Origin of the sequence: Flaviflexus salsibiostraticola (assembly GCF_003952265.1) — a bacterium.
GTDB classification, from domain to species: domain Bacteria; phylum Actinomycetota; class Actinomycetes; order Actinomycetales; family Actinomycetaceae; genus Flaviflexus; species Flaviflexus salsibiostraticola.
In genome coordinates this window covers 762,857-775,970 of the sequence record NZ_CP034438.1, presented here as the reverse complement: position 1 = coordinate 775,970, position 13,114 = coordinate 762,857, and the positions used below count along the sequence as shown (strand labels likewise).

Below are 13,114 nucleotides of genomic sequence, written 5' to 3'. Positions count from 1 at the left end.
TCCTGACGCTGATGGTGCTGCGATCAACTACGGCAATCGATGGCGTGGGTCGCCTCCGGAGGGCACCTATTCGGTCGACCCGCATCCCGAGCGGTTCGCGCCACTCCATGTTGTCGCCGACGCCGTGATCGCGCACCTCGCAGAGATGTTTGACGTCGAGATCGATGACAGTGCTGAGACGGCGGACGATCTGCTGACTCCCACGTTCCACGAGATCGAGCGCGCTGTGCGCATACGGCCGAATGATTCGAGATGTGCGCCATTGACGCTGGTCTTCACCGCCTACCCGGGGATCTCCATGCACGCCGGTCTTCTGCACGACTTCCACTATCCAGTCTGCGGCTGCGACGCATGCGACTCGAACTGGCAGGCCGAAGCTGATGAGCTGGAGCAGCAGGTGTTCGCGGTCGTCGGCGGTCGATACCGCGAGAAGATCGAGCGCGGGCTTCGCCTCTGGGTCGAATTCGCCTTCACCTATCCGGACGGTGCGAGCTCAGGAAAGTCACGCTCTCAAGATTTTCCCGTCCAGCTCCTCGAAGACGCCGAACCCATCCTCCGGTCCCTTCCAGACGGTTGGGGTCCCTGGCCGCGCGCGGCCACGGCCTCCTGATCAGCACAGCTTCAACGTCAGTCCGATCCGGATTCGATGTCAGCTCTTGGCGCTGGTGTCGGTGAGGAAGTCGATGAGCTCCTCAACGCGCCCCAGGAGGGACGGCTCGAGGTCGCGCCAGTCCCGCACCCGGTCAAGAATCTTCGACCAGCCGATGCCGATCTCATGGACGCTGCTATGAGGCAAGCCGAGGGCTTTGAGCGTGCCTGCCTTGATGTCGGTTCCCTTGGGGATGTGGGGCCACTCGTCAAGCCCGACGCGGGCGGGTTTGATCGCCTGCCATACGTCGACGTAGGGGTGGCCGAGGACGAGGACGTGCTCGTTTCCATACTCGGCGAGCGCCTCGCCGACGAGGCGGCTCTCCTTCGTGCCGGGCAGGAGGTGATCGACGAGGACTCCCGCGCGTCGGCCGGGGCCCGGCTCGAAGACGGCCAGCATCTCTGCGAGCCGGTCGACGCCGGCGAGCTCCTCGACTGCGATGCCCTCGTGGCGCAGGTCCTCACCCCACACGCGGTCGATGAGCTGCCAATCATGCCTGCCCTCGACCCACATGCGGGAGGGCAACATGACGGCGGGCTTCGCATCCGGCCTGAGCGAGCCCGAGGCGGTGCGCTCAGCCACAGGCTGCGCCGGCCTCTTCGGTGGCGGGACGATGTTGACCGGCTCACCGTCGATCCAGAATCCGGGGCCGAGCGGGAACCGCCGGCGCACGCCCCCGCGCCCCTCGAGCGTCATGAGCATCTCGCCCGCCACTCTTTCGACGGCGATGACCTCGCCGACGAATCCGGACTCGACATCCTCGAGCAGGAGCCCGGCGGAGGCGGGCACATCCTGCTGGGCCCGAAGGCGGTTGGGCCTGGGCGAGGAGAGGACATCCCGCCCATATCTGTCAGCTGATCGCGAAGCACACACGGGTCCAGAGTAGGCAATGTCTGGTATCTTGCGTAGAATTAGCACTCGGGCATGTCGAGTGCAAGAAAGGGGGATGGCATGCGAAGCGACGAGAGACGGCTGAAGGTTCTGCAGGCCATCGTCCAGGATTACGTCCACACCCGGGAGCCGGTCGGATCGAAGGCGATCGCCGAACGGCACGGCTTCGACGTGTCCTCGGCGACGATCAGGAATGACATGGCGGCCCTGGAAGAGGTTGGCCTCATCCATCAGCCGCACACATCCGCAGGGCGTGTGCCCACCGACCGCGGCTACCGCACGTTCGTCGACTCCATCGCCCAGATCAAGCCTCTCTCCTCGGCGGAGAAGAGGGCGATCGAAACCTGGCTCGAGGGCGCGGCCGATCTCGACGACGTCGTGCTCCGCGCGGGCAGGCTCCTCGCCCAGCTGACGAAACAGGTCGCCGTCGTCCAATACCCGACGCGGGCCCGCAGCGCCGTTCGTCACATTGAACTCGTTCCGATCTCCCAGCACGTCACCTTCCTCATCGTCATCTCCGATTCCGGCGCCGTCGAGCAGCGCAGCCTCGAGCTGGGGATGACCGACGAGCAGGCGCTCGATCTGTCGGCACGCCTCAACGCCGTCTTCGTCAACCGCGCCGCCCACGAGATCTCGGAGGATGCGCTCGGAGAGCTGGCTCCGTCCGAGCGCGGCAGGGCCGGTTCGATCGTCGCCGTTCTCAAGGACGTCATGACGGACGAGGCGGAGGAGCGGATCGTCATGGCCGGAACCGCGAACCTCGCCCGCACCGATATCGACTTCTCGCACACCATCACCCCCGTCCTCGAAGCGCTCGAAGAGCAGGTGGTCCTGCTTCGCCTCTTCGCCGAGGTGACCGGCGACCTTGCGATCACGATCGGTTCGGAGAACAATGACGAGGGCCTCTCCGAGGCCTCGATCGTCACATCCACCTACGGGTCGAGCGGCACAGCCCGCCTCGGCATCGTCGGTCCGACCAGGATGGACTATCCGGGGGCCATGGTGAGCGTGCGGGCTGTCGCCCGTTATCTCACCAGGATCCTCGGCTCCTGAGTCCACCTTCCCCAACCAGAAAGAATCGGCGTCAGTGGCTGACTACTACGACATTCTCGGCGTGTCCCGAAGCGCAACTTCGGATGAGATCAAGCGCGCATACCGCAAGAAGGCCCGCAGACTGCACCCGGATGTTGCCGGGCCCGACAGCGCAGACGAGTTCAAAGAGGTGACCGCGGCCTACGAGGTCCTCTCGAACGAGGAGAAGCGTCGACTCTACGACATGGGCGGGGAGCAGGCCGTCCGCAACGGCGGAGCCCCCGGCGGCTTCGGCGGATCCTTCCAGGACATCTTCGACACCTTCTTCGGCGGGGCGACCGCCGCCCGCGGCCCCGTGCCGCGCGGCAGGCGCGGGCAGGATGCCCTCGTGCCGGTCGAGATCGAGCTGCGCGACGCCGTCTTCGGTCTCGACACGGACATCACCATCGAGACGGCCGTGCGATGCTCGACCTGTGACGGCACGTGCTCGCGTGACGGACGAGCGCCTGAGACATGCACGGCCTGTGGCGGTACGGGTTCCGTCCGCAAGGTCACCAACTCCTTCCTCGGCCAGGTCATGTCGACCACATCCTGCGGGGTGTGCCAAGGCCACGGAACCGTCATCACCGATCCCTGCCTCGACTGCGCGGGCGAGGGGCGCGTGCGCGCCCAGCAGACTCTCAACGTCCGCATTCCCGCCGGCATCGAGGACGGCATGCGGATCCGCATGGCCGGCAAGGGCGAGGTCGGCCCGGCCGGCGGCCCGCAGGGCGACCTCTTCATCGAGGTCCACGTTGCCGACCACCCGCAGTTCACCCGCCATGGCGATGATCTCGTCTGCGAGCTGGAGATCCCGATGACGGCCGCTGCCCTCGGCACGACGATGACGATTGAGTCGTTCGATGGCCCCGAGGAGATCACCATCGAACCGGGCACCTCGGCGGGCGTCTCGCTGCGCGTGCGCGGGAGGGGTGTCGGTCGCCTCCACCGCGCCGACCGCGGCGACCTCGTCATCAATCTTCACGTCGTGACCCCGACGAAGCTGTCGAGCCGCGAGAGGGAGCTCCTGCGGGAGCTGGCCGAGATCCGCGGGGAGACCGCCCCCGAGGGGAGCCTCGTCTCCGATAGCCCGTCGGTGTTCTCTCGCTTCCGGGACCGCTTCCTGTGACCCTGCCGGTCTACATCGACCCCGAACTTGGGGCCCAGGAGCAGGGATCGCGGATCGACCTGTCCGGCGCCGAGGCGCACCATGCGCACGTCAAGAGGACCCAGCCAGGGGAACAGATCGACATCGTCGATGGTCGCGGCACACGCGTGACGGTCGAGGTCAGCGAGGTGTCGCCCGCTCTCGTGCGCGGCACCGTCCTCACCCGCACAGTCGAGCCGGCCCCCGCGAACCCGATCACGCTCGTCCAGGCTCTCGCCAAGGGCGGGCGGGACGAGGCGGCCATCGAGTCCGCCGTTGAGGTCGGCGTTCTCGGCATCGTCCCCTGGCAGGCCGACCGCTCCATCGTTCGGTGGAGCGGCCCGAAGGCCGTCAAGGGTCGCGCGAAGTGGCAGCAGATCGCGGCGTCGGCCATGAAGCAGTCGCGCCAGTCCCACCTCGCCGACGTGTCCGAGCCGGTGACGAGTGGCGACCTGGCCGAGCTCGTGCGGGCCGCGGTCGCCTCCGGCGGACGCGCCTTCATCTGCCACGAGTCCGCCACCGAGCCTCTCGCGGGATTGGCGATCGACCGTCCGGGACCGCTGTGGATCATCGTCGGTCCGGAGGGCGGGATCAGCGACGCTGAGCTCGCCGCTCTGATCGAGGCCGGGGGAGAGCCGGTCCTGCTCGGCAGGTCCGTGCTCCGCTCGGGCACCGCCGGTACAGTGGCGGCTGCCGTGCTCCAGGTGACCAGCGGTTCTTGGCGTTAGACTGGCGCACAACAAGGAAGGCAGAACGTGACGATACAGGTCCTCAACGTCCCGGACGATGTTCCCCTCATCAACCTCCTCGGCCACCGGGATGAGGTTCTGCGCGCCATGGAGAAGGGCCTCGCGCCGGCCGTCATCCACGTGCGCGAGCGGGAGATCACGATCAGCGGGGACGAGGGTCCCGTGGCCCTGGCGGCCTCCCTCCTGAGGGAGCTCATCGATGTCGTGCGCGGCGGAACCGCTCTCACAGTCGACTCCGTCCAGCGCGCGATCAGCATCACGAAAGAGGGGCTCGCCGCTGCGAGCGACATTCTCTCGACCGACATCCTCTCGAACCGCGGCAAGACGATCCGCCCGAAGACCGTCGGCCAGAAGAGCTACGTCGACGCGATCGACGACAACACGATCGTCTTCGGCATCGGCCCCGCGGGCACCGGCAAGACCTACCTCGCCATGGCGAAGGCCGTCGTCGCCCTTCAGCGCCGCGAGGTGTCCCGCATCGTCCTCACTCGGCCAGCCGTCGAGGCGGGGGAGTCTCTCGGTTTCCTGCCGGGCACGCTGACGGACAAGATCGACCCGTACCTGCGTCCGCTCTATGACGCGCTCCACGACATGCTCGACGCCGAGGCGATCCCCAAGCTCATCGCCGCCGGCACGATCGAGGTCGCGCCGCTGGCCTACATGCGCGGACGCACGCTCAACGATGCCTTCATCATCCTCGACGAGGCCCAGAACACGACGCCGGAGCAGATGAAGATGTTCCTCACCCGGCTCGGCTTCGGCTCGAAGGCCGTCATCACCGGTGATGTCACCCAGGTGGATCTGCCCGGCAGCACCCAATCGGGGCTGCGGGTGGTGCGCCGCATCCTCACCGATATCGAGGATCTGGCGTTCATCGAGCTGACGAGCGCCGACGTCGTCAGGCACCGCCTGGTCGGCGACATCATCGATGCCTATGACAGGTGGGGTGCGGAGCACCCCGAGACCGACAACCGCAGGAGGCGGCGTTGATCGAATACGCGGATGAGTCAGGCTTCGAGCCTGCGATCGACGGGGAGGAGATCGTTGAGCTCGCGACGTACGTCCTGGGCGAGATGAGGATCCACCCCGGCTCCGACCTGTCGGTCACGCTCGTGACCGAGGCGGTCATGTCCGACCTCCACGTCAAGTGGATGGATGAAGAGGGGCCGACGGACGTTCTGTCCTTCCCCATGGACGAGGTGCGGCCCCCGCCGCCCGGTCAGGAGCCCGTCGAAGGGCTGCTCGGCGATGTTGTCGTCTGCCCCACCGTCGCCGCACAGCAGGCGCGAACCGCCGGCCATGCGACGATCGAGGAGATCCTCCTCCTCGTCACCCACGGCATCCTTCACGTCCTCGGCTACGATCACGCGACACCGGAGGAGGAGAGTGAGATGTTCGGGCTCCAGCGCAGGCTGCTGCTCGGATTCCTCGCAACGCGCTCATGACCCCGATGATCGATGAGGTCCCGGAGCTCCCGGTCATCCTCACCATCACCCTTCTCGTCCTCCTCTCGGCCGTCACGGTCATGGCCGATTCGGCGCTTCTGAGGATCACCCGGACGGAGGCGGCCGAGGCGGTCGGCAGCGGGAAGAAGGGCGCCCACAGGATCGCGTCGATCGTCGCGTCGAAGACCGCCGCCCGCGCGGGACTGGCGACCCTGCGGACGGTGGCGGACATGATGGCCGGTGCCGGCGTCGCACTGCTGCTCGCCGATGTCCTGGGCGCCTGGTGGCAGGTCGTCCTCGTCACGCTCGGGGCGGCCCTTGTCCTCTCGATCCTCCTCGGGTTCCTCTCGCCGCGCCGGATCGGCTACCGCCACCCGGTCACCACGCTGCGTGCCGTTGCCCGGCCGCTGTCGTGGCTGACGACGATCTTCTCGCCCTTCGTCAAGAGGGACGATGACGAGGATGGCGATGATGATCTCGCGGTCATGGTCGAACGGATGTCGGAGTCGAACGAGCTCGAGGACGAGGAGCGGATCCTCCTCCAGTCGGTGTTCGATATGCGCGACACGATGGTGCGCGAGGTCATGGTGCCGCGGACCGACATGGTGACGGTCCACATGGACACGGACCTCGACTCCGCTCAGAGCCTATTCGTCCGCTCCGGATACTCCCGCATCCCCGTCATCGGTGACACCGTCGATGACGTCGCCGGTGTCCTCTACTCGAAGGACATCGTCCGCCGCACGCACCGCAGGCTCGACACGGACGACATCACGGCGAAGGACGTCATGCGTGAGGCCGTCTTCATCCCGGAGATGAAGCCGGTCGACGACGTGCTTCATGACATGCAGGCCAAGTACTTCCACATGGCGCTCGTCGTCGACGAGTACGGCGGAATCGCCGGACTCGTCACCATCGAGGACCTCCTCGAGGAGCTCGTGGGGGAGATGGTCGACGAGCATGACCAGGCGGCGCCTGAGGTCGAGAGGCTCGAGGATGGCGTCTACCGGGTCCCGGCCCGCCTTCCGATCGACGAGCTCGGAGACCTCTTCGGGCTCGCCATCGACGACGAGGATGTCGACACTGCCGGAGGTCTGCTCGCCAAGGGGCTGGGCCAGATACCGATCCTCGGCTCCGAGACGGATATCCTGGGACTGCACCTCGTCGCCGAACGCTTCGAGGGGCGCCGCAAGCGACTCGCGACACTCATCGCGAGCCTGCAGCAGTAACTTTGGAGGATCAATGACACGAGCCGGATTCGTCAGCCTGGTGGGCCGACCCAACGCGGGTAAGTCCACCCTCACGAACGCGCTCGTGGGGGAAAAGGTCGCCATCACGTCCGCGCGGCCGCAGACGACGCGACGCGTCATCCGCGGCATCGTCAATCGCGAGGGCGGCCAGGTCATCCTTGTTGATACGCCGGGCATGCACAGGCCGCGCACCCTTCTCGGGGAGCGGCTCAACGACCTCGTCCGGCAGACGCTCGGCGACGTCGATCTCGTCGCACTCTGCCTGCCGGCGAACGAGACGCTCGGACCGGGCGACGCCTACCTCCTCGAGGAGATCAAGAACTCGCGGACTCCCGTCATCGCCATCGTCACGAAGTCCGACCTCGTGACGAGGGAGCAGCTGGCCGAGCATCTCGTCGAGGTCGCACAGTTCGCCGCCTTCACGGAGATCATTCCGGTCTCCGCCGCGACCGGCGACAATGTCCAGCACCTGGCAGACGTCCTCGTCTCCCTCATGGAGGAGTCTCCCATTCTCTACCCGGAGGGGGAGACGATCGACGAGCCCGAGCGGATCGTCGTCGCCGAGCTCATTCGAGAAGCGGCGCTCGAGGGCGTGCGCGATGAGCTGCCGCACTCGATCGCGGTGCTCGTGGAGGAGATGAACGAGCGTCCCCAGCGCAAGGGCGACAAGCGGCCCCCGCTCATCGACATCCACGCCGACCTCTACGTTGAGCGCGATTCCCAGAAGGGCATCGTCATCGGAGCGAAGGGCGCCCGCCTCAAGGAGGTCGGGAAGGCGGCCCGCGAGGAGATCGAGAAGCTCCTCGCCTGCCGGGTCTACCTCGACATCCATGTGCGAGTCGCCAAAGAGTGGCAGCGCGACCCCAAGCTGCTGCGCCGACTGGGCTTCTAGTGTCCCGCGACGTGCGCCATCCGAGGGTGGTGACGACGATCGTCGTCGTCCTCATCCTCGGTATGTGGGGCACAGTCGCGGGCCCCGGCTGGTCGCCCGATCCCTACCTCAACCAGATCGTCCCCGAGACGTCTGACACGGCGATCGGGTCCTCCGTCACAACTGATCCGCCCCGCACCTATGAGGTCGACAGCGAGATCCATACGGTGGAGACCGAGGCGGGGGACCTCGAGGTGACCGTGCGACGACCAGTCGACAAGCGGGGCCTCAGCCCAGCCGTCATCTTCATGCACGGCACAGGAACCTACCGCCACACGGCCTTCACGCAGCATGCAACCGCCCTCGCCAGCGCGGGAGTCGTCACCCTCGTTGGGGACAAGCCGCTGGACTCCTATTCGACGACGGAGCGCGATTACGGCCAGCTCGCCTCCGCCTACCGAGAGCAGTGGGCCTGGCTGCGGGAGTTCGAGGGCGTCGACCCGTCGCGTGTGGGCGTCTATGGCGAATCGGAGGGGGCCTTCATCGCCCCCATGGTGGCCGCGGCGGAACCCGAGGTCGCCTTCGTTGTCCTCGTCTCCTCCCCGGTCCTTCCCATCCGCCAGCAGGGGGCGCTCGCGGCGGACACGTATCTGCGGCGGATGGGTGTGCCGGAGCAGCTGCTGCAGGCGATCCCGCGCCTCATCGGCGGCGAGCTTCCCGGCGGCTTCGACTACATCGACTTCGATGTCGGCCCCTACCAGGAGCAGATCACCCAGCCGGTCCTCATCCTCTACGGGACGGGCGACCTGTCGATGCCGGTCATCCAGGGCGCCCAGCAGATCATCGATGACATCGCGACGAACGGCAACACGGATTACACGCTGCGCTACTACGAGGGTGCCGATCATGGGCTTCGCGTGCTGGAGCGCGGCTCGCTGTCCCTGTCGGCGAACGCGGGTGAGGATCTCTCCCGCTGGATCCTCGGCCTGCCCGCCACTGCCTCGGCGGACCCTCAGATCGCCGGGGCCCAGCCCGTCCAGCACTTCACCGCCGAAGAGCCGGGTACACCACGCTGGTACGCCTCGGGTGCCACCCCCATCATCATCCTCATCGTCGGGCTCGCCCTCACCGTGGTCGGCTTCGTCGCGGGCCTCATCGGGCGGATCCGTGTCAAGAAGAAGCCGCTCCTCGACCTCAAGGGCACGGCACGTCCCCTTATACAGGCCGGCGTCGCCGTCGTCATCGCCTGGGCCGCCTTCATCTGGTATCTGCTCACCGTCGCCGACCTCGCGCTCTCGTATGAGACCGATGTGCTCGTCGTCCGCGGCGGATGGCTCGCCTGCCAGATCCTCGCCATCATCGCCGTGGGAATGGTTGTCCGCCTGGTCTTCGCGTGGCTGCGGGCACGGCCCCTGACGGGTTTCCCCCACTTCACGATCGTCTCCTCGATCCTCGGACTGGCGACGCTGCTGGCAGGCCTGGCCTACTGGAACGTCTACCCCTCGCTGCTGACGGCGCTGTGATGGGCGGGGGGCTCCGACGCGGAGCGGACATCGAGATCGGGAGCGCGACGGCGATCGGGCATGTTCGCCAGCGCCAGGAGGACCGGCTGCTCGCGGTACCTCCGATCATCGCAGTGGCCGACGGGATGGGCGGGCTTGAGGACGGTGACATGGCCGCCGAGCGGATGATCGAGGAGCTGACCGCCATGGAGCTGGACGGCAGCACGGCCCAGGCCCGAGCCGAGATCAAGCGGGCGATCGCCCGCGCCGCCCGCGCCATCGGCCCCCGGTCGGGAACGACGGTCGTCGGGGCCGTCCTCGCCCGCGCAACCGCCACCCACTCCTGGCTCGTCTTCCACGTCGGTGACTCACGCATGTACTCCTATGCGGATGGGGAGCTCGAGGCGCTCACCACCGATCATTCCCTCGTCCAGGAGTTGATCGATACCGGCATGCTCGGCCGCGAGGAGGCCCGGTACGATCCTCGGCGCAGCATCGTCACCCGTGCCGTCGGGGCGGATGTCTGTGCCGATCCCGCCTTCCGTCACGTGGCGGCCGGCGGGCAGATCCTCCTCGCATGCTCGGATGGGGTCACCGATGAGCTGTCCGAGTGGGAGATCGCCGAGATTCTGGGCCGGGGCGGAGGCCTCGACCACATCGCCCAGGCACTCGTCGAGGCGGCGCTCGAGGCGGGCGGCGGTGACAACGCGACCGTCGTCCTCGCCCGGGCGTCCGCCTGATTCTGGAGGGGTATTTTCCCCTACACTCGAGCCATGACAGTTTCGATCGAATTCGTCGGTGAGTGGTACACGCTCGACCCCGACGAACCGTTCCTCATCGGGCGGGAGGGCCCGCTCGAGCTCGAGGACAACCCATACCTGCACCGCCGGTTCCTCACGATCAGCTTCGTCGACGGCCTGTGCTGGATCGAGAACGTCGGGTCGCGGCTGACGGCAACGCTGGCAGATACGGACGGGGCAACCCAGGCCATTCTCGCCCCCGGCGCGAAGCTGCCGATCGTCTACGCCCAAACCCTCCTTCTGTTCACGGCAGGGCCGACGACGTATGAGATGACGATCTTCAATGATGATCCGCCCTACCTGCCGGCGCACTCGTCACACCTGGAGGATTCGGGGGAGACGACGATCGGCCCGGTCGAACTCACGCCCTCCCAGCTCCTCCTCATCCTCGCGCTTGCCGAGCCCGTGCTCACGGGCAGGGGGACGACGTCCTCGATCCCGTCCTCCCAGCAGGCCGCCGATAGGCTCGGATGGCCGATCACGCGCTTCAACCGTAAACTCGACCACATCTGTGAGCGTCTCACCCGCCACGGGATCAGGGGGCTCCACGGTGGTCCGGGCAGGCTCGCGGTCAACAGGCGTGCGCGCCTTGTCGAGCATGCGGTGGCCACGAGGCTCGTCACGGCCGATGATCTGTACCGGCTCGACGATCCGGCGCAGTACGACGACGCAGGCTGAGAGAGGAACTCGAGGGCGAGGTGCGATGGGTGCGCGGCCCAGGCGTGCACTCCGCCAGGTGCCCGTCATGCGAGACACGAGCCGCGCGGGTTGTTCCATATCCATTGATGCGTCGTACACTGTGTGCATGCGCACCCTCCTGCTTAGTCGCCGCGGCGAGGCCTGATCCGACCGGCCCCTCACCGCGGAGTCACGGCGCGCTGGTCCCCCGTAACAGAGCGAAGCAGGAAAAGTGAAGACTTCAGGACCCCAGAACAATCAGCAGCCCTCTCCCATGCCGGTCGAGAAGTACCGGCCGTTCCTTGAGACGAATCCCGTATCGCTGACCGATCGGCAGTGGCCCGACCGGCGGCTTGAGAAGGCGCCTCGTTGGCTCTCGACCGATCTGCGCGACGGCAATCAGGCCCTCATCGAACCGATGGATCCCGCCCGCAAGCGCGCGATGTTCGATCTGCTCGTCTCGATGGGCTACAAGGAGATCGAGATCGGCTTCCCCGCCGCCTCCAAGACGGATTGGGACTTCGTCCGCTCCCTCGCCGATGAAGACGCGGTGCCCGACGACGTGACCGTCTCGGTGCTCACCCAGGCGCGAACGGATCTCATCCAGCGCACAATCGATGCCCTCGAGGGATTCCCTCGCGCCACCGTCCACATGTACAACGCGACGGCTCCAGTCTTCCGCAATGTCGTGTTCGGCAACGATCGGGAGGCGACGAAGAATCTCGCGATCCGCGGCACGCAGGACGTCATCGACTACATGGAGAAGACCCTCGGCGATGACATGATCGTCGGCTACCAGTACTCGCCGGAGATCTTCGTCGACACCGAGCTCGACTTCGCCCTCGAGGTGTGCGAGGCGGTCATGGACGTGTGGCAGCCCGCAGCGGACCGCGAGATCATCCTCAACCTGCCGTCGACGGTCGAACGATGCACGCCGAACATCTACGCCGACCAGATCGAGTGGATGAGCAGGAATCTGTCCCGCCGCGAGTTCATCGTCCTGTCCGCCCACAACCACAATGACCGCGGCACGGGCGTCGCGACGACCGAGCTCGCCATGCTCGCCGGCGCCGACCGGATCGAGGGCTGCCTGTTCGGGCAGGGGGAGCGCACCGGCAACGTCGACCTCGTCACCGTCGGCCTCAACCTGTACACGCAGGGCATCGACCCGCAGATCGACTTCTCCAACATCGATGAGGTCCGCTCGGTCGTCGAATACTGCACGCGGATGGAGGTCCCGGCACGAATGCCATACGTCGGTGACCTCGTCTACACCTCCTTCTCCGGCTCCCATCAGGACGCCATCAAGAAGGGATTCGAGGCGCGTCGGAGGAAGATCGCCGAGACCGGCGACGTCACCTGGGACCTGCCGTACCTGCCGATCGACCCTGCCGACCTCGGCCGCTCGTACGAGGCTGTTGTCCGCGTCAACTCCCAGTCCGGCAAGGGCGGCGTCGCCTACCTCCTGTCGACGACGAAGAACCTCGACCTGCCGCGCCGCCTCCAGATCGAGCTGTCGCAGATCGTCAAGGACCACACGGACGAGAGCGGTGGCGAGGTCACCGCAGACGAGCTGTGGCACATCTTCGCCGATGAGTACCTGCCCGCCTCCGAGGTCGCAGGACTCGAGCCGTGGGGCCACTACACTCTGCGGAGCATGTCCCTGTCCTCCGGCGAGGGGGAGCGGTCCGAGCTGACCGTCACCATCGCGGTCGGCGGCGTGGACCGGGTCATCTCCTCCTCCGGCAACGGACCCATCGATGCATTTGTCGCCGCGATCGAACAGCTGGGCCACCGGGTCCACATCCTCGACTACGCCGAACATGCCCTCTCCGAGGGCGGGGACGCGACCGCTGCCGCCTATATCGAGGCCGACATCGACGACAAGATCCTCTGGGGTGTCGGCATCGACCCGTCCACGATCAACGCCTCCTTCAAGGCGATCATCTCCGCGCTCAACCGGACCAGGCGCTGAGCTCCGCTCACTGACCCGGCCGGAGAGGATCCCACCACAGGTTCGCTCCGGCCGGGAGAGTATTCCGACGGTCAGCAGTTCTCGAC

Annotated in this window: 12 protein-coding genes and 1 pseudogene; 12 read left to right on the top strand and 1 reads right to left on the bottom strand. The window is 66.8% G+C overall.

Translation table 11 applies throughout. The annotated features are described in order from the left end of the window. Positions 1 to 7 precede the first annotated feature (7 nt). A pseudogene (locus EJO69_RS03665) lies at positions 8 to 610 on the top strand (DUF6226 family protein); the annotation flags it as partial. A 39-nt stretch (positions 611 to 649) separates the two neighbouring features. Here EJO69_RS03665 and EJO69_RS03660 read toward each other — a convergent pair. After that, positions 650 to 1,522, bottom strand: a complete 873-nt coding sequence (locus EJO69_RS03660) for a DUF3097 family protein (RefSeq protein ID WP_126039357.1) — start codon at positions 1,520 to 1,522, stop codon at positions 650 to 652. 78 nt (positions 1,523 to 1,600) lie between these two features. Between EJO69_RS03660 and hrcA the strand changes: the two genes are divergently transcribed. The 11 genes from hrcA to leuA all read left to right on the top strand — a co-directional run bounded on the left by hrcA (position 1,601) and on the right by leuA (position 13,028). After that, positions 1,601 to 2,593 carry a heat-inducible transcriptional repressor HrcA gene (hrcA, locus tag EJO69_RS03655; RefSeq protein WP_126039355.1) on the top strand — a complete coding sequence of 331 codons (993 nt, stop codon included), beginning with the start codon at positions 1,601 to 1,603 and terminating at the stop codon, positions 2,591 to 2,593. A gap of 34 nt (positions 2,594 to 2,627) precedes the next feature. Next, positions 2,628 to 3,740: a molecular chaperone DnaJ gene (dnaJ, locus tag EJO69_RS03650; RefSeq protein ID WP_126039353.1), complete on the top strand. Its 1,113-nt coding sequence runs from the start codon at positions 2,628 to 2,630 to the stop codon at positions 3,738 to 3,740. Further along, positions 3,737 to 4,486, top strand: coding sequence for a 16S rRNA (uracil(1498)-N(3))-methyltransferase (locus EJO69_RS03645; RefSeq protein WP_126039351.1), 750 nt, complete (start codon positions 3,737 to 3,739; stop codon positions 4,484 to 4,486). Before dnaJ ends, EJO69_RS03645 begins: the two co-directional genes overlap by 4 nt. A gap of 27 nt (positions 4,487 to 4,513) precedes the next feature. After that, the gene (locus EJO69_RS03640) at positions 4,514 to 5,497 is read left to right on the top strand and encodes a PhoH family protein (RefSeq protein ID WP_245993753.1); all 984 of its coding nucleotides are present in this window, start codon (positions 4,514 to 4,516) and stop codon (positions 5,495 to 5,497) included. Beyond that, positions 5,494 to 5,952 (top strand): rRNA maturation RNase YbeY, encoded by a 459-nt coding sequence (gene ybeY / locus EJO69_RS03635; RefSeq protein ID WP_126039349.1) that lies wholly within the window; start codon positions 5,494 to 5,496, stop codon positions 5,950 to 5,952. The genes EJO69_RS03640 and ybeY overlap by 4 nt, the downstream gene beginning before the upstream one ends. Then, a complete protein-coding gene (locus EJO69_RS03630) occupies positions 5,949 to 7,181 on the top strand; it encodes a hemolysin family protein (protein WP_211331484.1) in 1,233 nt (410 codons plus the stop codon). The genes ybeY and EJO69_RS03630 overlap by 4 nt, the downstream gene beginning before the upstream one ends. Positions 7,182 to 7,194: 13 nt before the next feature. After that, positions 7,195 to 8,094: a GTPase Era gene (era, locus tag EJO69_RS03625; protein WP_126039347.1), complete on the top strand. Its 900-nt coding sequence runs from the start codon at positions 7,195 to 7,197 to the stop codon at positions 8,092 to 8,094. 29 nt (positions 8,095 to 8,123) lie between these two features. Next, the gene (locus EJO69_RS12280) at positions 8,124 to 9,596 is read left to right on the top strand and encodes an alpha/beta hydrolase family protein (protein ID WP_164519861.1); all 1,473 of its coding nucleotides are present in this window, start codon (positions 8,124 to 8,126) and stop codon (positions 9,594 to 9,596) included. Beyond that, a complete protein-coding gene (locus EJO69_RS03620; RefSeq protein ID WP_164519860.1) occupies positions 9,596 to 10,315 on the top strand; it encodes a PP2C family protein-serine/threonine phosphatase in 720 nt (239 codons plus the stop codon). The genes EJO69_RS12280 and EJO69_RS03620 overlap by 1 nt, the downstream gene beginning before the upstream one ends. Positions 10,316 to 10,348: 33 nt before the next feature. Continuing rightward, positions 10,349 to 11,053, top strand: a complete 705-nt coding sequence (locus EJO69_RS03615) for an FHA domain-containing protein (RefSeq protein WP_126039343.1) — start codon at positions 10,349 to 10,351, stop codon at positions 11,051 to 11,053. A gap of 232 nt (positions 11,054 to 11,285) precedes the next feature. Continuing rightward, positions 11,286 to 13,028 (top strand): 2-isopropylmalate synthase, encoded by a 1,743-nt coding sequence (leuA, locus tag EJO69_RS03610; RefSeq protein WP_425454736.1) that lies wholly within the window; start codon positions 11,286 to 11,288, stop codon positions 13,026 to 13,028. Positions 13,029 to 13,114: the final 86 nt, after the last annotated feature.